Origin of the sequence: Mycobacterium sp. GA-1841, assembly GCF_001954135.1 — a bacterium.
Taxonomy (GTDB): domain Bacteria; phylum Actinomycetota; class Actinomycetes; order Mycobacteriales; family Mycobacteriaceae; genus Mycobacterium.
This window is the reverse complement of sequence record NZ_MBEQ01000029.1, coordinates 21,356-40,128: the sequence shown is the minus strand read 5'-3', so window position 1 is coordinate 40,128 and position 18,773 is coordinate 21,356. Positions and strand designations below refer to the sequence as shown.

The window sequence follows — 18,773 nt, the reverse complement described above, 5'->3', positions numbered from 1 at the left end:
ATGCCGGATCGGATCTCTGGCCGACGGGTGCGGGCGGGCATCCGCGACGCTGTGCCGCTGTTGCCGTTCGTGGCCGTGGTCACGGTGTTCCTGATCGTGCCCACGGTGACCGTGATCGTCATGGCGTTCTTCGCCGACGGCGCATTCACACTGGACCGCATCGCCGCCCTGTTCACCGGAACCGCGTTGACCGCGTTGTTCAAAAGCATTGCGCTGTCGGCCAGTACGGCACTGATCGGCGCGGTCCTGGGCACCGTGTTGGCCTGGTTGATCATCAGTAGTCCGCAGGCGTCGATGCTGCGGCGGACGGTGCTGGCGCTGTGCAGCGTGTTGGCCCAGTTCGGCGGGGTGGCACTGGCTTTCGCATTCCTGGCCACCATCGGGCTGAACGGGGTCCTGACGCTGTGGGTTTCCGAGCATCTGGGCTGGGACCTGTCGGGCTCCGGCTGGCTGTACGGGTTGGCCGGCCTGATTTTGGTCTACACCTACTTTCAGATCCCGCTGATGGTGATCGTCTTCCTGCCGGCCCTGGAAGGTCTGCGCGAACAGTGGCGCGAAGCCGCGGTGAGTCTGGGCGCGTCGCGGTGGCAGTACCTGCGTGAGGTGGCCGCCCCGTTGCTCGCCCCGGCGTTCCTCGGCTCGGCGTTGCTGTTGTTCGCCAATGCTTTTGCCGCCTACGCCACCGCGGCGGCCCTGGTCAGTCAGGGCAGTCCGATCGTGCCGTTGCTGATCCGGACCGCACTCACCAGTGAGGTGGTGTTGGGCCAGTCCGGCTTCGCCTATGCGCTGGCGCTGGAGATGATCGTGGTGGTGGCCGTGGTGATGTTCGCCTACAACGCCTTGGTTCGCCGGACGGCGAGGTGGCTCAAGTGAACCGCGTGATCCGCGGAGTGCTGTGGCTGCTGTTCGGCCTGTTCTTCCTGTTTCCGCTGTACGCCATGGCCGACTTCTCCACCCGCAACCTCATCGAGGGCGGACGCACCGCGGCGGCCTGGCGCAACCTGGTGGCCGACGAGGCGCTGTATCAGGCCATCGTGATCTCGCTTCTGCTCGCGGTGTTCACGGTGCTCGCAATGCTGATCCTGTTGGTACCCACGATGATCTGGGTGCGGTTGCAGGCCCGGTGGGCGGAACGGTTCGTGGAGTTTCTGTGCCTGCTGCCGTTGACCATCCCGGCGTTGGTGGTCGTGGTGGGTCTGCGCAACGTCTACCTGTGGGTCACGTACCTGCTCGGCGAATCGGCGCTCACCCTGACCTTCGTCTATGTGGTGTTGGTGCTGCCGTTCGCCTACCGGGCAATCGATTCCGCGCTGGCCGCCATCGATTTGCAGACCCTCTCGGAGGCTGCCCGATCGTTGGGCGCGGGTTGGATCTCCACGATCGTGAGGGTGATCGTGCCGAACATCTGGTCGGGGATTCTGTCCGCGGCCTTCATTTCCATCGCGGTGGTGCTCGGTGAGTACACCATCGCCTCATTGAGCGGCTTCGAGACACTACCGGTTCAGATCGTCGCGATCGGCAAGAGCGACGGACCCACCTCGGTGGCGGCCTCGCTGGCCACTCTGCTGTTCGGTTTCGCGCTGCTGTTGGTGTTGGCGGCAGTGACCCGAGGTCGCTCCCGGATGTCAGGAGCCAGGGCGTGAATACGAGTGTGGGCGTGGAACTTCGCAAACTCACCCGTACCTATGGCAACGTCAACGCGCTCGACGGGCTGAACCTGTCCATCGGGCCGGGGGAGTTGGTGGCGCTGCTCGGCCCGTCGGGCTGTGGCAAGACCACCGCGATGCGAATTCTGGCCGGTCTCGACGAGGCCACCTCCGGTGCCGTCCTCGTCGGCGGTCGTGACATCAGTTCGGTACCGGCCAACAAGCGCGACATGGGCATGGTGTTCCAGGCCTACAGCCTGTTCCCGCACCTGACCGTGTTGGACAACGTCGCCTTCGGTTTGAAGATGCGCGGAAAACCCAAGCGGCACAGGCTGTCCCGGGCTGGCGACATGCTGGACCTGGTCGGGCTGACCGCGCACCGGAACAAATTCGCCAGTGAACTGTCCGGCGGTCAACAGCAGCGGGTGGCACTGGCGCGGGCACTGGCGATCGAACCGAGAGTGCTGTTGCTCGACGAACCGTTGTCCGCGCTCGACGCGCAGGTACGGACCCAGTTGCGCGACGAGATCCGGCGGGTGCAACTCGAGGTCGGCACCACCACATTGTTCGTCACGCATGACCAGGAGGAGGCCCTGGCGGTTGCGGACCGGGTCGGCGTGATGAGCCACGGCAAACTCGAACAACTCGCCACCCCGACCGAGCTGTACGCGCGCCCGGCCACCCCGTTCGTCGCCGAGTTCGTCGGGCTGCACAACAAGGTGCCCGCGCGGGTGTCGGGCCGGCGGGCCCGGCTCCTCGGGACCGAGGTGCCGACCCTGCGCGGTTCGGTGACCGCAGGCGCCGGTACGGCCATGGTGCGGCCCGAATCCATCAGGCTGCGTGCCGATCCCGGCGGACGCGCGGTGGTGGCGTCGGTGGCCTTCCTGGGCTCGATCTCGCGGGTGTATCTAACGCTGCCGGACGGCACCGTGATCCACGCGCAGTTGCCGAGCTCGCAGGCCCGCTTCTTCGAGCCAGGTGCACCGGTGAGTGTTGCGCTGGAACCGCTGCCGGTGTTGGTGATCTAGCTCAGACCGGTGATCTGGCTCAGACGGCCCTAAACATCCTTGACCGGTTCGATTCCCAGATCGCGGTAGGTGACCAGCGCCGCGAACGGCACCCCGCGCGCGGCGAACCGTCCGGTGGCGACGTCCCCGCGGTCGACCATCGGGATGACACCGGTGACGACGGCGCCGACGGCGGTCACCCGCTCATAGGCGATCTCGGTGGACCCGCCGGTGCTGATCACGTCGTCGACCAGCAGTACACGCGTGCCCGGCTCAAGTCGGGTTCCCTCGATCCACTGTTCGCGCCCGCGGGACTTCTGTTCCTTGCGGACCGAGAACCAGGCCTTGCCGGTCACCATCGCCACACCGTGGGCCAACGGGTCGGCGCCCATGGTCAGGCCGCCGACCGCATCGAACTCGATGCCGCGCGCGGCGGCCAGGTCGGCGACCGCCCGGCTGACGATGGCCATCCGCTCACCGGTGTCGATGGCGTACTTGCCGTCGATGTAGTCGTGGCTCAATTGCCCGCTGGCGAGCCGGAACGGTTCCTCGCGGTGTTCGTAACCGCGGGTACGGATCAGATCGAAGGCGGCTTGCCAGGTCTCCGGGCGCTCGGGCATAGAGCGATCGTATTGCACGGGACCGACGGGCGCTCAGGCCTGCCTGGCGCGGCGCGCCAGCTCCGCTGTGGCAGCCCGCAACTCACCATATGAGCTGATCGGCGCGCTGTAGCCGACGCGGATGTAGGCCTGGCCGCGCTCGGTGGTGACGCGCAGATCGAGGCCGTAGCGGTCGGCCGCGGTGCACACCGCCGCGACGGTGTCGGGATAGCCGCCGAAGGTGCGGGCCATGTCGGCCAGGGAATCGGCATGGTCGGCGTTGAGGTGCTCGATCGCGCCGGCAGCCTGAGGCGAGACCGGGTCCGGCTCAGCGGCCGCGTAGGCCTGGCCGGTCGTCGAGTCCATCCGACCGTAGCCACCGACCCAGCGGACACGCTGTACCCGCAACACCCACAGGGAGAAATCGCTGAAGTCGATGTAGTAGCGGGCGGCGGCCACCGCGTCGAGGTGGGCCTGCCGGGCCGCGGCGAGCTCGTCACCGGCGGGGCGTTCGGCGACCCCGGCCAGCGTGATGCGGCTGCTCGCCAGGGGATCCGACCCGAAGCCGGGGTCAACGATCGAGATGCTGGCCCGCGGGTCACGGGCGAGGTTGCGGCCGTGCTCGGCCATGTTCGACACGCACAGCACGGGCGCACCGGCCAGCAAGCCGTAGGTGACGAAGGATGCCCACGGGTCGCCGTCGGCGGTGAGTGACGCCAGCGTGCCGGCGTTCGTCGACGCGGCGATCGTGCGGGCTTCTTCGGCTGCTGACGGACGAGCCCCCTCGGTCACCTCCGTCAACGGGGGAGGAACCGAAGGGGCGTCGCCGGGGTCACCATGATCGCGTGTCACGCTGTGACCCTATCGCCGGCTATCCGCCGAGCCGTCTCGCCGGCTCAGCCGCCGAGCGCGGCGATCAGATCCTTGATCTGAGCGGTCTCGGACTCGGTCGCGGGCTCCTCGGCCTCGACGGCCTCGATCAGATCCTTGCGCAGCCCGACGCCGTTGGCGGCTTCCTGGGTGGACAGCTTCGCGCGGTTGCGTGCGACGTAGAGACGCTGACCGAGCGTGGCGCCGGGCCCCTCGGACGCCGTCGTCATCAACTCGTCGTAGCGGTGGCGCACACCGCTGAGCGCGACGATGACCGACGGGGTGACCCGGCTGCGGCCGGCGGCCTCCGACAGCGAGGTCTGCAGCTTGCGCAGACCGCTGAGGACGAGCCCCGCGCGATCGGCGTACTCCGGGTCCCCGACGGGAGGTAGTGCGTCGATGGCGGCGATGTACATGTGCATCGCCGCATCGGACAGTCCAACGATTACTGGTGCTTCACCGTCATTTGGTGCGGACTCACCCACAGGCCATCCCTCGTCGAATGTTCGTGATCGCCGGCCCATAGCCGACGAGGAGATCAAATGCGGGAAAAACGTAACCCGTCCCGGTCTCTTATTCAACCGTTAGTTTTCCCGCAAACACGTCCCGACCGGCGAATCACGTTGCTGCAGGAACCTTTCGGAGTGTGCGGTCTCGTCCGGGTGTCGAGTACTGCCGAAGTGGGTACGTTGGGAGCCTGATGGACAACGTGCAAGCGGACAACGGTCAAGACCCTCGCGCGGTGGTCGAGCATCCGGCCGCCGAGGACTTCGTGCATGCCAGGACCCTGCCGACCGACCGTGACTGGTTCAAGCATGCGGTGTTCTACGAGGTGCTGGTGCGCGCGTTCTACGACTCCAACGCCGACGGCATCGGCGATCTGCAAGGCCTGACCCAACAACTCGACTACCTCAAATGGCTGGGCGTGGACTGCCTCTGGCTGCCGCCGTTCTACGATTCGCCGCTGCGCGACGGCGGCTACGACATCCGCGACTTCTACAAAGTGCTGCCCGAGTTCGGCACCGTCGAGGATTTCGTGACGCTATTGGACGGGGCACATCGACGTGGTATTCGGGTCATCACCGACCTGGTGATGAACCACACCTCGGACTCCCACGCCTGGTTCCAGGAGTCGCGCCACAACCCCGACGGACCGTACGGCGACTTCTACGTGTGGAGCGACACCAGTGACCGCTATGCCGACGCGCGGATCATCTTCGTCGACACCGAGGAGTCCAACTGGACCTTCGACCCGGTGCGCCGGCAGTTCTATTGGCACCGCTTCTTCAGCCACCAGCCCGATCTGAACTACGAGAATCCGGCCGTGCAGGAAGCGATGATCGATGTCCTGCGGTTCTGGCTGGACCTCGGAATCGACGGCTTCCGGTTGGACGCGGTGCCCTACCTGTTCGAACGCGAAGGCACCAACTGCGAGAACTTGCCGGAGACCCATGCCTTTTTGAAGCGGTGCCGCAAGGTGGTCGATGACGAGTTCCCCGGCCGGGTGCTGCTGGCTGAGGCCAACCAGTGGCCGGCCGATGTTGTGGAGTACTTCGGAGATCCGAAGACCGGCGGCGACGAATGCCACATGGCGTTCCACTTCCCGCTGATGCCACGGATCTTCATGGCGGTGCGACGGGAATCGCGATTCCCGATCTCGGAGATCCTGGCCCAGACGCCGCCGATTCCCGACATGGCGCAGTGGGGCATCTTCCTACGCAACCACGACGAGTTGACGTTGGAGATGGTCACCGACGACGAGCGGGACTACATGTACGCCGAGTACGCCAAGGATCCGCGTATGAAGGCCAACGTGGGGATCCGCCGCCGGCTGGCCCCCCTGTTGGAGAACGACCGCAACCAGATCGAGCTCTTCACCGCACTGCTGCTGTCGCTTCCCGGTTCTCCGGTGCTGTACTACGGCGACGAGATCGGCATGGGCGACATCATCTGGCTCGGTGACCGCGACAGTGTGCGCACCCCGATGCAGTGGACCCCCGATCGCAACACCGGGTTCTCCAAAGCTAACCCCGGCCGGCTCTATCTACCGCCGAATCAGGATGCGGTGTACGGATACCAGTCGGTCAATGTCGAAGCGCAGCGAGACAGTTCGACGTCGCTGCTGAACTGGACCCGCAACATGCTGTCGGTGCGGGGGCGACACGATGCGTTCGCAGTGGGCACATTCCGGGAGCTCGGTGGCTCCAACCCGTCGGTGCTGGCCTATATCCGTCAGCTTGAGGAGGACGGCGGGGACCGTGGGGACGCCGTCCTCTGCGTGAACAACCTGTCGAGATTCCCGCAGCCGATCGAACTGAATCTGCAAGAGTGGTGCGGGTATACGCCCATCGAGATGTCGGGATACGTGGAGTTCCCCAGCATCGGCCAGCTGCCGTACCTGCTGACCCTGCCGGGGCATGGTTTCTATTGGTTCGAGCTCCGCGAGCCCGAGCAGGAGGCCGGACAGCAATGAGTATCGAATTCGGTGAATGGCTGACCCAGCAGCGCTGGTATGCCGGTCGCGGCCGTGAGTTGGCTTCCGCCACACCGGGTCTGGTCCTCGGTCTGGGTGACGATCTGGAACTGAACCTGCTGGACGTTTCCTACGCCGACGGCACCGCAGAGCGGTACCAGGTGCTGGTGAAGTGGGACGCCGACCCGATCGACGAGTACAGCTCGGTGGCCACGATCGACAGCGTCGAGGGCCGGACCGCTTTCGACGCACTCTATGACCCCGAGGCGACGCGGTATCTGCTGCAGATGGTCGACCGGTCGGCCACCGTGGGCGAGTTGCGGTGTACCAGGGAACCCGAGGCCACCTTGCCGCTGGACGCCCCGCCGCGGGTGTCGGCGGCCGAGCAGAGCAACACGAGCGTGGTGTTCGGTCAGGACGCCGTGTTCAAGGTGTTCCGCCGGATCACCCCGGGCATCAACCCAGACATCGAACTCAACCGGGTATTGGCGCGCGCCGGCAATCCGCACGTGGCCAGATTGCTCGGGTCGGTCGAGATCGACTGGGACGGCGAGCCGTTCGCGTTGGGGATGGTCACCGAGTTCGCGGCGAACTCTGCCGAGGGTTGGGATATGGCCACCGCCAGCACCCGCGATCTGTTCGCCGAGGGCGACTTGTATGCCGACGAGGTCGGCGGGGATTTCGCCGCCGAGTCGTATCGGTTGGGGGAGGCGGTGGCCTCGGTGCACATTTGCCTGGCCGAGCAGCTCGGCACTGAGTCGGCACCGTTCCCCGCCGAGCTCATGTCCGCGCGGCTGGCCACTGCCGCCGAGGCGGTTCCTGAACTGCGCGAACATGTTTCATTGATCGAAGACCGCTACCGGAAGCTGGCCGACGAGCAGGTGCGGGTGCAGCGGGTACATGGTGACCTGCACCTCGGTCAGGTGTTGCGCACCCCCGAACACTGGCTGCTGATCGACTTCGAGGGTGAGCCCGGCCAGCCGTTGCAGCTGCGCCGCAGTCCGGACTCCCCAATCCGCGACGTCGCGGGCATGGTGCGGTCCTTCGAGTACGCGGCGTACGCGCGCCTGGTGGACCTGGCCACCGACGATGACCGGGCCCGGCAGTTGGCCGCCCGGGCTCGCGAGTGGGCCGACCGCAACAGCGCGGCCTTCTGTGACGGCTACGCCGCCGTGGCCGGTAGCGATCCGCGCGACCATGCCGCGCTGCTGGCGGCCTACGAGTTGGACAAGGCCGTGTACGAGGCGGCCTACGAGGCCCGGTACCGGCCGAGTTGGTTGCCCGTCCCGCTGGCCTCGGTGGCCCGGCTGATCGGCTGAGAATCGCATCGGTCACGGATTTCGGCGGGGTGTCCGACGTGCCCGCCTAGTAGCGACAATCGAGCGACAATCGGCACACCGGTATCGTGGCGTCTCACCAATCCCATTGTCGCTCGCCGTTTTTGACACAAGGGCACCTCTGGCCTCATGAACATCAGCTGTCCAGCGCCCGCATGCGAGCGACTCCGTCGCTGATAGCTGGACAACGCACAATCCGTGACCAATGGGGCATTTGGCATTGGAGTGACGTGAGTGGTGACCAGCGTCGGGGCGCACGGTACCTATGGTGCCGATGTGGCGATTGTCGCTGAAAAGTCGCTGCTAGGCGGGCAGATCGGCACCCCACCCGGGCGCCACTGTGCAGGCGCCGGCTCAGATAGGAACGCTAATCAATTATCTTCTGGGGATGCCTGAACAGCATGTGCAGCGATCGGCGTCCGGTGGACTGCTGATCGCCGTACTCGCGGCAGCGGGTATCAGCGTCTCCCTGATGCAGACGCTGATCATCCCGTTGATCCCGCAACTGCCCGCTCTGCTGGACACCAGCGCGGCCAACGCCTCGTGGGCGATCACCGCGACCCTGCTCACCGGTGCCGTCGCCACGCCCATGCTGGGCCGTCTGTCAGACATGTACGGCCCCAAGTGGATTCTCGTGCTGTGCGCTGCGCTTCTGTTCACCGGCTCGATCATCGCGGCGCTGACCACCTCGCTGATCCCACTGATCATCGGCCGCGGGTTGCAGGGGTTCGGTGCCCCGGTCATCCCGCTGGGCATCAGTGTGCTTCGCGCCGCCCTGCCGCCCGAACGGGTGGCCTCGGCGATGGGCTTGATGAGCGCGTCGCTGGGGGTCGGCGGCGCCTTGGGTCTGCCGTTGTCCGCGGTGATCGCCGAGCAGCTCAATTGGCACGCGCTGTTCTGGTGTGCCGCCGCGCTCGGCCTGGCCTCGGGCATCCTGTTCGTCCTGTTGGTGCCCCACCTCGAACCGCTGTCCGCCGATCACCGCTTCGATCCGTTCGGCGCCCTCACCTTGGGAATCGGCCTGGTGCTGTTGTTACTTCCGATCTCCAAGGGCGGGATGTGGGGTTGGAGCAGCGCCACCACCCTTGGACTGTTCGCGGGCGCGGCGGTGACCTTGACCTTGTTCACCTGGTGGCAGTACCGCGTGCCGTCGCCGATCGTGGACATGCGTACGACCCTGAAGCGCCCGGTGTTGCTGACGAATCTGGCGTCCATCGCGGTGGGTTTCGGCATGTTCGCGCTGTCGCTGGTGGGTCCGCAACTGCTGGAGATGCCCCGCGACACCGGGTACGGCCTGGGGCAGAGCATGATCGCCACCGGTCTGTGGATGGCGCCCGGCGGTCTGGCGATGATGGCAGCCGCACCCGTCGCGGCCCGGGTGGTGGCTGCGCGCGGCCCGAAGATCGTGCTGGTGATCGGCAGCGCGATCATCGCCGCGGGCTATCTGTCCGGCATGCTGTTGCTCGGCAGCGCCCTCGGCGTGATGGTGCTGGGCCTGATCGTCAGCTTCGGGGTCGGGTTCGCCTTCGCGGCCCTGCCGGCATTGATCAATGCCGCGGTCCCGGTCGCCGAAACCGCCTCGGCCAACAGCATCAACTCACTGGCCCGCTCCCTGGGCACCTCGACGTCGAGCGCGGTGATGACCGCAGTGCTGGCCCAGATGACGCTTACCGTGGCCGGGCAGGTGCTGCCCTCGCCGGCCGGCTTCCGCGTCGCGCTGCTGATCGCCGCGGCCGCCGCCGCCGGCGCCGCACTCATGGCGCTGGCGATACCGCGAGAACCGGCCGGGCGGTCCGGGTCAGAGCGTGGCGATCTCGTAGCTGCTCAACTGGCCGGCCAGGGTCGCTAGCTGTTCGGCGGACGTACCCAGGGTGTGCTCGATGGCGGTCAGCCGGGCGGCGTAATGGCCGATGGGGTACTCGGCGGTGACGCCGATACCGCCGTGCAGCTGGATCGACTCCTGCGCGATATGTCGCCCCGAGCGTCCGATCTGAAGCTTGGCCCGTGCCGCAATCACCGGATCGACCCGTTCGTCGGCAATCGACATCGCCGCGTAGGTGCCCATGCTGCGGGCCAGCTCCAGCGACATGTACATGTCGGCAGCGCGTTGCGTCAGTGTCTGGAACTTGCTCAAGGTGACGCCGAACTGCTTGCGGGACTTGAGGTAATCGGTGGTCAGGCGCAGCGATTCGTCCATCGCGCCGACCGCCTCGGCACACAGACCCGCCGAGATCCGCACCAGCGCATTGGCGATCGCGGCACCGGCAGCGTCGGCGTCGACGGCCTCACCGAGCGGCTCGGCAGCCGTGGCATCGAGGGTGATCTGCGCGCCGCGCTGGCCGTCGAAGGTGCGGTAGCCCTGGCGGCTCACGTTTGCGGCGTCGACGAGGAACAGGCCGGTGCCACCATCGGGCAGGGCCGCAGTGACGATCAGGGTGTCGGCGACATCGCCGGCGAGCACCGGGTTCTTGGTGCCGGTCAGCGTCCAGCCGTCGCCGCTGCGCGTCGCGGTGGTCGTCACACCGGACGCCCCGCGGACGCCAGGCTCGGTGTGGGCGAAGGCCAGGATCCGCTCACCGGAGGCGACCTCGTCGAGGAGGGCACGCTGGGCGTCGGTGCCGACCTCAGCGATGATCGCGCCGGGGCCGAGAGCACCGTGCAGTACCGGCTCGGGGGCCAGCCGGCGCCCGATTTCGTTGAGCACCACCATGATCTCGATCTGGCCACCGGAGTCCTCGTCGAAACCCAGGCCCAGAACCCCGATCTCGGCGAGCTGTCCCCACACCTGGCGGTCGAATCCGGGCTCGGTTTCCACCACCTTGTTCCGCTTTTCGGTGTCGTAGCCGCTCAGCAGGTCACGGGTGGTGTCGGCCAGCAGGTTCTGTTCGTCGGTCAGCTGAAAGTCCATGGCTCAACTCACAATCCGAGAATGGTGGACGCGATGATGGTGCGTTGCACCTCGTTGCTACCGCCGTAGATCGAGGTCTTGCGGTAGTTGAGGTAGTGCGGGGCGGCGTGCTGGGCCCAGTCCGGTGAGGCGATGTCGCCGGCCTCGTACGGCAGCGCGTCGGCGCCGGCCACCTCGACCAGGAGCTCGGTGGCGATCTGCTGCAGCTGGCTGCCGCGCAGCTTGAGCACCGAGGACGCCGGGCTCGGCTTACCGTCGGCCGAATCGGAGGTGACCCTCATCTGTGTGAGTTCCAGTGCCAGCACGTCGTTTTCGGCCTCGGCCAGCCGGGCGGCGAACAGCGGGTCGGCGATCAGACCGTTGGCGGTGGCACGTTCCTTCACCTCGGCGAGGCGCACCTTGGTGCGCGCCACCTGGGCGATGCCGGTGCGCTCGTTGCCGAGCAGGAACTTGGCGTAGGTCCAGCCCTGGTTCTCCTCGCCGACGAGCTGGTCGGCGGGGACCCGGACGTCCTCGAAGAACACCTCGTTGACCTCGACGCTGCCGTCGATGAGCTTGATCGGGCGCAGTGTGATGCCGGGCGTGTTCATGTCGATCAGCAGGAACGAGATACCGGCCTGCTTCTTGGGGGCCTGTGGGTCGGTGCGCACCAGGCAGAAGATCCAGTCGGCGTGCTGGCCCAGTGTGGTCCAGGTCTTCTGACCGTTGACGACGTAGCTGTCACCGTCGCGGAGCGCGGTGGTGCGCAGCGACGCCAGGTCGGACCCGGCCTCGGGCTCGGAGAAGCCCTGGCACCACCAGATGTCCAGCGCCGCGGTCGGCGGCAGGAAGCGTTCCTTGACCTCCTGTGAACCGAACTCGGCGATCACCGGGCCCACCATCCGGGCATTGAAGGTCAGCGGTTCCGGAACGCTCGCCAACTGCATCTCGTCGAGCCAGATCTGGTGCTGGTTGGGCGTCCAGTCCTTGCCGCCCCATTCGACGGGCCAATTGGGCACAGCCAGGCCGTGCTCGTGCAGGATCTTGTGCGCCGAGACGATGGCGTCTTTGCCGAGCGGCAGGCCCAGCCGGTTCCGTTCCCGGATCTCGGCGGGGATCTTCGTGGTGTAGAAGGTGCGCAGCTCGTCGCGGAAAGCTGCTTCCTCCGGTGTGAGCGCCAGTTGCATGACCGTCTCCCTCTCGGTGGATCTGACTGCACACTAAACCACCCGGTTGGTTGGGGATCGGGAGGGGCGAACGCGAGCAACACCCATACTTATAGTTATTAGTCTGGAATTAACCCAACATGTATTGATAAGCAAGCAGGACCGGGGCCATTCTTGACGGCATGCAAACCCTCAAGCGCTACGACGTCGTTGTCGTCGGAGCCGGCATCGTCGGCCTGGCCCACGCCTACCACGCCGTGCGCCACGGCTTGTCCGTTGCGGTGATCGAACAAGCCGACCGGGTCGTCGGGGCCTCAGTGCAGAATTTCGGCCACGCTTGCATCACCGCCCAATCGGGTCCGGCGCTGCGGTATGCCCGCGCCGGCCGGGCGCACTGGCTCGACCTGGCGCGCAGCGCCGGATTCTGGGCCGCCGAGCCCGGCACACTGTGCGTAGCCCGGCATGACGACGAGCTGGCCCTCATGGAGGAGTTCGCCGCACTGCGCGGGCCGGAGGAAGTGGAACTTCTCGACCGTCGCGCGATCCTGGCGCGGTTGCCGATCCGCGACGAGGGTGTCACCGGCGGGATGCACATGCGCGACGACCTTCAAGTCGATCCGCGGACGGCGGCTCCCGCCATCGCCGACTGGCTCGACAGCGTCGGTGTCGACTTCCACTGGCGCACAGCCGCGGTCGGCTTCGATCCCGGAGTGGTACACACATCGCGTGGCGACGTGGCAGCCGAGTGGATCTTCGTCGCGGTCAATGTCGACGTGGACCGGTTGTTCCCCGGTTACGCCGACCGTGACCGACTGCAACGCTGCCGACTGCACATGCTGCGGGCCCGGATGCCGTTGCGCTTTGCACTCCCGACACCGTTGTTCACCGGCTGGTCCATGGTGCGATACTCCGCATTCGACCAGTTGACAGCCAAACCGGCTGTGCTGCAACGGCTCCACCGGCAATACCCGGACTATGCCGAACTCGATCTGCACCAGATGTACACACCCCAGCCCGACGGCACGATCCTCATCGGCGATACCCATGCCAGGGACACCTCGACCTCCCCGTTCCAATCCGAACGGGGATTCGCAGCGCTGATCGATGCGGCCGAGGCGCTGTTCGGGGTTCCGGTGACGGTGACCGAACGCTGGCAAGGGGTCTACTCGTCTGCTCCCGACAAGGAGTTTCTCATCGAGGAGCCGATGCCGGGCGTGCACGTCGCCACCGTGACGACCGGGATCGGCATGACCACGTCGATGGGGCTGGCCGCCGAAAGCGTCGAACGTTCGCTGAACCACGATGGCATCCCGGTCGAAGTCTGAATTCTCTGTCCGACAAACCAACTCACCCCAAGGAGAAAACTGATGTCAGTTCAACTGGTCGTGTTCGACATGGCCGGAACCACCGTCGAAGACAGTGGGCTGGTGCAACAGGCCTTCCTGATGGCCGACGACCATGCCGGGCTCTCCGGTACTCCCGCGGAGCGAGACGACATGCTGCGCTACGTCACCGAAACCATGGGCCAATCGAAGATCGAGGTGTTCCGGCATCTCAGTGGCGGTAACGAGGAGCAGGCGCAGGCCGCGAACAAGGCCTTCGAGGCCGGTTACGCCGGACTGGTCGCCCAGGGGCGGTGCAGTGAAATCCCGGGTGCGACCACGGTCATCGCCAACCTGCGGGGGCGGGGGATAAAGGCAGCGCTCACAACCGGCTTCGCTCATGAGACGCAACAGGCGATCATCGACACCCTCGGCTGGAACGAGGTCGCCGACATCGTGTTGTGCCCGGGGGACGGCCTGCGGGGGCGGCCATACCCCGACATGCCGCTGGCCGCTCTGATCCGCACCGGGACCGACTCGGTGCGCGAGATGGTCGTGGTCGGCGACACCGCCTCGGATGTACTGAGCGGGGTGCGCGCCGGCGCCCTTGCCGTGGTCGGGGTGCGGACCGGCGCACACCACGACGATCAGTTGCGGGCCGCCGGCGCCACCCACGTGATCGACAGTGTGGCCGACCTGCCGGCACTGCTCGACACCTTGGGCTGATGATCCGGCTGCACAGCCACCGTTTTCGACGATTACCGATCTGCCCGCGGCCGAGTGAGGCCGAGCCCTCGACCCGTCGCGGCCATCGCGTCGCGCGGGTCGATGGTGCGTGAGTTGATGATGCTGAAGGCAACCCGGTCGGGGCGATAGCGGTCATCCGCGTACTCGAACGCTTCTCCGGCGGAATTCCACGAGCACCGTCGCTCCCGCAGAAGGGGCGCACCGGTATCGATTTCGAGAGTCTCACTGTCCACCGCGTCGGCCGCCACCGCGTCGAGCACATGCCTCATCGAATCGAATCGCACCCCGTTGGAGGTGAGATAGTCGGTGATCGAACCCGAGTCGGTGTCGAAATCGAACAACAACGAGCCGACCTCCTCGGTGTACGTGGCCCGTTCCAGCATCGTCGGTTCACCGTCGAGCAGGCGCAGCCGCAGAAGCTCGACGACGAAGTCGCCCTCGGTCAGACCCAGTGCGGTACGGGCGGGTTCGGACACTCTGCGGCGAGCGATCTCTACCGTGCGGCTCCCCGCGGTGCGCCCGGTCAGGCGCGCCCACTGGGTGAACGGGGTGAAGGTGTCGAGTGTCTGGGTGGCGTCGAAGCTTCGCACCACGGCGGGCTTTCCCCGCGACACCGAGACCATCCCCTCGTTCTTCAGCATGGCCAGTGCCTGTCGGACCGGACCCCGTGACACCCCGAATTGTGCACACAGCATGCTCTCGCTCGGCAGTGAGTCGCCGACGGCGTACTCCCGGCGCAGGATCTGCAGCCGCAGTTCACGCGCAACGATCTCGTAACGCGGCTCAGTCACGGCCGAAACCTCCGTTCGACTCACGGGTTGATGTCCGATTCTAAAGAACCCGGTTACGGCACCAGCCTCCGCGAGGCGAGCGAGTGGCAGTCAGGTGAACACCGAATGAATCGGGAAGGCGGCGCACGCGGCAAACCCGCTGAGAAGCCGCAGCCGTGGCCGCAGGGTAGTTGCCGCCGCTCTTCGGCTCGTACCCGCCGGCCCGCCCGGCCGGTGACATCGAACTAGCGCTCAACGTCTACTGAGGCGGCCACGGCTGCTACATGTTCAAGGTACCAGACTTCCTGGTTACGGCAGGCGGATCGACGCGATGAGCAACGCTTCGAATTGACGCTCAATCTGATTCGGCGTGGAGGACAAGCACCGCGCGGGCGTCGACGCTGACCGTGTCGCCGGCGGCGATCGGGTCCGCGCTCGAGTTTGCCGACGTGCTGATCGCCGGAACCCATCGCGCCGCGAATTGTGCCGGTGGTAAAGCAAACTCGATCGGTTCGTGATGCGCGTTGAAGCACAGCAGGAACGAGTCGTCGACGACGCGCTGACCGCGCATGTCGAGATCGGCGATACCCTGCCCGTTCAGATAGACCGCCACCGACTTCGCGTACCCGGTCTCCCAGTCCTCTGTCGTCATGTCCGATCCGTCGGGGGCGAACCAGGCGATGTCGGGCAACACCGCCGCCCCCGCCTCGCGGACCGGTCGGCCGTCGAAGAACCGGCGGCGCCGGAACACCGGGTGCGCGGCGCGCAACGCCGACACCGAACGGGTGAACTCGATCAGATCCGTGTCGGCACTGGCCCAGTCGATCCAGGAGATGTCGTTGTCCTGGCAGTACACGTTGTTGTTTCCGCGCTGCGTGCGACCCAGCTCGTCGCCGTGCGAGATCATCGGAACACCCTGGGAGAGCAGCAGAGTGGTCAGGAAATTACGTTGTTGACGAGCCCGTAAGTCGTTGACGGCGGGATCGTCGGAGGGCCCTTCGGCGCCGCAGTTCCACGACTTGTTGTTGCTCTCCCCATCGCGGTTGTCCTCGCCGTTGGCCTCATTGTGTTTCTCGTTGTAGGACACCAGGTCACGCAACGTGAAACCGTCATGGGCGGTGACGAAGTTGATCGAGGCGAACGGTCGTCTGCCGGTCTGCTCGTAGAGGTCGGCCGAACCGGTCAGCCGGGAGGCGAACTCATCGAGTGTGGCCGGCTCGCCACGCCAGTAGTCACGCACGGTGTCACGGTATTTGCCGTTCCACTCTGTCCATTGCGGAGGAAAGTTGCCCACCTGGTAGCCGCCGGGCCCGACGTCCCACGGTTCGGCGATCAGTTTGACCTGGCTGACGACCGGATCCTGTTGCACCAGTTCGAAAAATGTGCTCAGTCGGTCCACATCGTAGAACTCGCGGGCCAGCGTGGCGGCCAGGTCGAACCGGAACCCGTCGACGTGCATCTCGAGCACCCAGTAGCGCAGCGAGTCCATGATCAGTTGCAGTGCGTGCGGATGTCCGACGTTGAGACTGTTGCCGGTGCCGGTGTAATCCATGTAGTACTGCTTGTCGTCGTCGACCAACCGGTAATAGGCGGCATTGTCGATGCCGCGCATCGACAGCGTCGGACCCATGTGATTGCCCTCGGCCGTGTGGTTGTAGACCACATCGAGGATCACCTCGATCTCGGCCTCGTGCAGGGCCCGCACCATGGCCTTGAACTCCTGCACCTGACCGCCCGCGGTCGAGCTCGAACTGTACTTGGCGTCGGGCGCCAGGAACCCGATGGTGTTGTAGCCCCAGTAGTTCGACAAACCCTTGTCGATCAAGGTCGAGTCGTTCGCGAAGTGGTGCACGGGCATCAGCTCGACCGCGTTGACCCCCAGCGCCTTCAGGTGCTCGATGATCACCGGGTGCGCGACGCCGGCGTACGTGCCGCGGATGTTCTCCGGGATGTCGGGATGGGTCTGCGTGAGCCCTTTGACGTGCGCCTCGTAGATGACGGTGTCGGCGTATTCGTGACCGGGCGGTCGGTCCACACCCCAGTCGAAGTACGGGTTGATCACCACGGACTTGGGCATGCTGGGCGCGGAATCGTCGTCGTTACGGGTGTCCGGATCGCCGAAGGTGTAGCTGAACAGTGACTGATTCCAGTCGAAGGTGCCGTCGATGGCCTTGGCGTACGGGTCCAGCACGAGCTTGTTCGGGTTGCACCGATGTCCGGCGGCCGGGTCGTAGGGCCCGTACACCCGGTAGCCGTAGCGTTGGCCCGGCTCGATCCCGGGAATGAACCCATGCCAGACGAATCCGTCCACCTCGGGCAGCGGCAAACGGGTCTCGTGCTGGGCACCGGACTCGTCGGTGTCGAACAGGCACAGTTCGACGCGTTCGGCGACCTCGCTGAACAGCGCGAAGTTCGTGCCCGAGCCGTCGTAGGTGGCACCCAGCGGGTAGGCCTTGCCACGCCAGATTTCCAGGGCATTTTCGTCGGTTCGTTCCACGGCGGTCACAAATCGACCATACGGCGCTCGGCGGACTGCGGCCCGGCGAATGAGCAGCGGTACGTTGGGCAACCGTGGGCAGTACGTCTGATCTGCCGGACTACCGGACGCTGCGGGTCACCGTCGACGGGGCGGTGGCGACCATCACCTTGGACCGGCCGCAGCAACGCAATGCGTTCGGTGGCGGAATGCGCGAGGAGCTGGCCGACGCGTACACGCGGTGCGACGGCGACGACGCGATTCGGGTGATCGTGCTGACCGGTGCCCCGCCCGCGTTCTGCGCCGGAGCCGACCTCGGCGCCGGCGAGCACACCTTCACCGGACCCGGTGAGCAGTTCAGCGCGGCCGGTCTGGCCGCCCCGGCCTGGGACCTGTCCAAGCCGGTGATCGCGGCGGTCAACGGACACGCCATCGGCATCGGGCTCACCCTGGCATTGCAGTGCGACATCCGGTTTTTCGCCGCCGACGCCCGCTACGGCGTGGTGCAGGTCCGTCGCGGCATGGTGGGGGACGCCTACTCGCATTGGGTGTTGCCACGGCTCGTGGGCCTGGCCAACGCAGCGGAGATCCTGTTGGCCGGGACCACGTTCGACGGCCACCGCGCCGTGGAACTCGGTCTGGGCAGTCGCGCGTTACCTGCCGAGCAGGTGCTGCCGGCAGCGCTGGAACTCGCCACGGACATCGCCGTCAACACCGCGCCGATGTCGGTAGCGGCCAGCAAGCGGTTGCTGTGGGACTCCTACGACCTCGACCGGGGCGCAGTCGGCGCCCGGGAGACTCAGATCCACCTGCGGTTGATGGCACACGACGACGCCCGCGAAGGCGTGCGGGCCTACGTCGAACGGCGCGAACCACATTGGACCGGCCGTCCCGTCGACCCGACTAGCTGATTTCCACCCCGGCCGAACGTAATTCGGCCAAGGCGGCCGCAGAACTCTCGGGCGCCACCCCGGCCGTCAGGGCGGTCAACACCCGGGTTCGCAACCCGGCCTTGACGGCGTCGGCAGCCGTGGCCGCGACGCAGTAATCGGTGGCGATGCCCACCACGTCGACGGCCGCGGCGTTCCGTTGGCCCAGCCAATCCGTCAGCGTCGTCCCCGTATCGTCGATTCCCTCGAACCCGCTGTAGGCCGCCGAGTAATGCCCCTTCTCGAACACTGCCTCGACCGGGGCGGGGTCGAGATCGGGGTGGAAATCCGCGCCGGTCGTCTCGGCGACGCAGTGCCGTGGCCAGGACGTGCGGTAGTCGGGAGTCTCCGAGAAATGGTCGCCCGGATCGATGTGGAAATCCTTGGTGGCCACCACGTGGTCGTAGCCGTGGTCGGTGGCCAGCAGATCGGTGATGCCCTGCGCCACGGCCGAACCGCCCGAGACCGCCAGCGAGCCGCCCTCGCAGAAATCGTTCTGCACGTCGACGATGATGAGCGCGCGGGTCTGCCTGGACCTCTGCAT

The 18,773-nt window shown here is 66.3% G+C and carries 17 protein-coding genes; 9 read left to right on the top strand and 8 right to left on the bottom strand.

Going from position 1 to position 18,773, the window contains the following annotated elements; genetic code table 11:
* From A5740_RS08730 to A5740_RS08720, 3 genes are all read left to right on the top strand, one after another.
* Nucleotides 1-873 carry an ABC transporter permease subunit gene (locus A5740_RS08730; RefSeq protein WP_076193210.1) on the top strand — a complete coding sequence of 291 codons (873 nt, stop codon included), beginning with the start codon at nt 1-3 and terminating at the stop codon, nt 871-873.
* 65 nt (nt 874-938) lie between these two features.
* The gene (locus A5740_RS08725) at nt 939-1,643 is read left to right on the top strand and encodes an ABC transporter permease (protein WP_371454737.1); all 705 of its coding nucleotides are present in this window, start codon (nt 939-941) and stop codon (nt 1,641-1,643) included.
* A complete protein-coding gene (locus tag A5740_RS08720; protein WP_076193207.1) occupies nt 1,640-2,674 on the top strand; it encodes an ABC transporter ATP-binding protein in 1,035 nt (344 codons plus the stop codon). The genes A5740_RS08725 and A5740_RS08720 overlap by 4 nt, the downstream gene beginning before the upstream one ends.
* A gap of 29 nt (nt 2,675-2,703) precedes the next feature.
* Here the strand turns inward: A5740_RS08720 and A5740_RS08715 are convergent, their stop codons facing one another.
* Genes A5740_RS08715 through A5740_RS08705 form a run of 3 tightly spaced genes read right to left on the bottom strand, consistent with a single transcriptional unit; the run spans nt 2,704 to nt 4,538 of the window.
* On the bottom strand, nt 2,704-3,273 hold the full coding sequence (locus A5740_RS08715; RefSeq protein WP_076193206.1) for an orotate phosphoribosyltransferase: 570 nt from the start codon (nt 3,271-3,273) through the stop codon (nt 2,704-2,706).
* A 33-nt stretch (nt 3,274-3,306) separates the two neighbouring features.
* On the bottom strand, nt 3,307-4,104 hold the full coding sequence (locus A5740_RS08710; RefSeq protein WP_076193204.1) for a HugZ family protein: 798 nt from the start codon (nt 4,102-4,104) through the stop codon (nt 3,307-3,309).
* 44 nt (nt 4,105-4,148) lie between these two features.
* Nucleotides 4,149-4,538: a hypothetical protein gene (locus tag A5740_RS08705; RefSeq protein ID WP_076193202.1), complete on the bottom strand. Its 390-nt coding sequence runs from the start codon at nt 4,536-4,538 to the stop codon at nt 4,149-4,151.
* Between the two features lie 284 nt (nt 4,539-4,822).
* On the opposite strand from A5740_RS08705, the gene treS reads away from it, so the two are divergent.
* The 3 genes from treS to A5740_RS08690 all read left to right on the top strand — a co-directional run bounded on the left by treS (nt 4,823) and on the right by A5740_RS08690 (nt 9,781).
* Entirely contained in the window at nt 4,823-6,595 is a 1,773-nt protein-coding gene (gene treS, locus A5740_RS08700) for a maltose alpha-D-glucosyltransferase (RefSeq protein WP_076193200.1), read from the top strand.
* The gene (locus A5740_RS08695) at nt 6,592-7,914 is read left to right on the top strand and encodes a maltokinase (protein ID WP_076193198.1); all 1,323 of its coding nucleotides are present in this window, start codon (nt 6,592-6,594) and stop codon (nt 7,912-7,914) included. Before treS ends, A5740_RS08695 begins: the two co-directional genes overlap by 4 nt.
* 406 nt (nt 7,915-8,320) lie before the next feature.
* Nucleotides 8,321-9,781, top strand: a complete 1,461-nt coding sequence (locus tag A5740_RS08690; RefSeq protein ID WP_139335017.1) for an MFS transporter — start codon at nt 8,321-8,323, stop codon at nt 9,779-9,781.
* On the opposite strand, the gene A5740_RS08685 is transcribed toward A5740_RS08690, so the two are convergent.
* Both A5740_RS08685 and A5740_RS08680 read right to left on the bottom strand, forming a co-directional pair.
* The gene (locus A5740_RS08685; protein WP_076193196.1) at nt 9,731-10,840 is read right to left on the bottom strand and encodes an acyl-CoA dehydrogenase family protein; all 1,110 of its coding nucleotides are present in this window, start codon (nt 10,838-10,840) and stop codon (nt 9,731-9,733) included. The two genes, A5740_RS08690 and A5740_RS08685, sit on opposite strands and share 51 nt — an antisense overlap.
* 8 nt (nt 10,841-10,848) lie before the next feature.
* Nucleotides 10,849-12,006: an acyl-CoA dehydrogenase family protein gene (locus A5740_RS08680; protein WP_076193194.1), complete on the bottom strand. Its 1,158-nt coding sequence runs from the start codon at nt 12,004-12,006 to the stop codon at nt 10,849-10,851.
* Nucleotides 12,007-12,167: 161 nt separating this feature from the next.
* Here A5740_RS08680 and A5740_RS08675 point away from each other — a divergent pair, with 161 nt between their 5' ends.
* Together A5740_RS08675 and A5740_RS08670 are read left to right on the top strand one after the other, a co-directional pair.
* Entirely contained in the window at nt 12,168-13,310 is a 1,143-nt protein-coding gene (locus A5740_RS08675) for a TIGR03364 family FAD-dependent oxidoreductase (RefSeq protein WP_076193192.1), read from the top strand.
* A gap of 42 nt (nt 13,311-13,352) precedes the next feature.
* Entirely contained in the window at nt 13,353-14,033 is a 681-nt protein-coding gene (locus A5740_RS08670; RefSeq protein ID WP_076193190.1) for a phosphonatase-like hydrolase, read from the top strand.
* A 32-nt stretch (nt 14,034-14,065) separates the two neighbouring features.
* Here the strand turns inward: A5740_RS08670 and A5740_RS08665 are convergent, their stop codons facing one another.
* Together A5740_RS08665 and glgX are read right to left on the bottom strand one after the other, a co-directional pair.
* Nucleotides 14,066-14,845, bottom strand: a complete 780-nt coding sequence (locus A5740_RS08665; RefSeq protein WP_076193189.1) for a GntR family transcriptional regulator — start codon at nt 14,843-14,845, stop codon at nt 14,066-14,068.
* Nucleotides 14,846-15,179: 334 nt separating this feature from the next.
* Nucleotides 15,180-17,330, bottom strand: a complete 2,151-nt coding sequence (gene glgX / locus A5740_RS08660) for a glycogen debranching protein GlgX (protein ID WP_254849122.1) — start codon at nt 17,328-17,330, stop codon at nt 15,180-15,182.
* Between the two features lie 65 nt (nt 17,331-17,395).
* On the opposite strand from glgX, the gene A5740_RS08655 reads away from it, so the two are divergent.
* Nucleotides 17,396-18,211: an enoyl-CoA hydratase/isomerase family protein gene (locus A5740_RS08655; RefSeq protein WP_076193187.1), complete on the top strand. Its 816-nt coding sequence runs from the start codon at nt 17,396-17,398 to the stop codon at nt 18,209-18,211.
* On the opposite strand, the gene A5740_RS08650 is transcribed toward A5740_RS08655, so the two are convergent.
* Entirely contained in the window at nt 18,204-18,773 is a 570-nt protein-coding gene (locus A5740_RS08650; RefSeq protein WP_076193186.1) for an isochorismatase family protein, read from the bottom strand. The two genes, A5740_RS08655 and A5740_RS08650, sit on opposite strands and share 8 nt — an antisense overlap.

What these genes read in the sequence shown, in the direction of transcription:
- A5740_RS08730 (WP_076193210.1), top strand. Translation starts at nt 1, where the DNA reads ATGCCGGATCGGATCTCTGGCCGACGGGTGCGGGCGGGCATCCGCGAC.
- A5740_RS08725 (WP_371454737.1), top strand. Translation starts at nt 939, where the DNA reads ATGGCCGACTTCTCCACCCGCAACCTCATCGAGGGCGGACGCACCGCG.
- A5740_RS08715 (WP_076193206.1), bottom strand. Translation starts at nt 3,273, where the DNA reads ATGCCCGAGCGCCCGGAGACCTGGCAAGCCGCCTTCGATCTGATCCGT.
- A5740_RS08705 (WP_076193202.1), bottom strand. Translation starts at nt 4,538, where the DNA reads ATGTACATCGCCGCCATCGACGCACTACCTCCCGTCGGGGACCCGGAG.
- treS (WP_076193200.1), top strand. Translation starts at nt 4,823, where the DNA reads ATGGACAACGTGCAAGCGGACAACGGTCAAGACCCTCGCGCGGTGGTC.
- A5740_RS08695 (WP_076193198.1), top strand. Translation starts at nt 6,592, where the DNA reads ATGAGTATCGAATTCGGTGAATGGCTGACCCAGCAGCGCTGGTATGCC.
- A5740_RS08690 (WP_139335017.1), top strand. Translation starts at nt 8,321, where the DNA reads ATGCCTGAACAGCATGTGCAGCGATCGGCGTCCGGTGGACTGCTGATC.
- A5740_RS08685 (WP_076193196.1), bottom strand. Translation starts at nt 10,840, where the DNA reads ATGGACTTTCAGCTGACCGACGAACAGAACCTGCTGGCCGACACCACC.
- A5740_RS08680 (WP_076193194.1), bottom strand. Translation starts at nt 12,006, where the DNA reads ATGCAACTGGCGCTCACACCGGAGGAAGCAGCTTTCCGCGACGAGCTG.
- A5740_RS08675 (WP_076193192.1), top strand. Translation starts at nt 12,168, where the DNA reads ATGCAAACCCTCAAGCGCTACGACGTCGTTGTCGTCGGAGCCGGCATC.
- A5740_RS08670 (WP_076193190.1), top strand. Translation starts at nt 13,353, where the DNA reads ATGTCAGTTCAACTGGTCGTGTTCGACATGGCCGGAACCACCGTCGAA.
- A5740_RS08650 (WP_076193186.1), bottom strand. Translation starts at nt 18,773, where the DNA reads ATGCAGAGGTCCAGGCAGACCCGCGCGCTCATCATCGTCGACGTGCAG.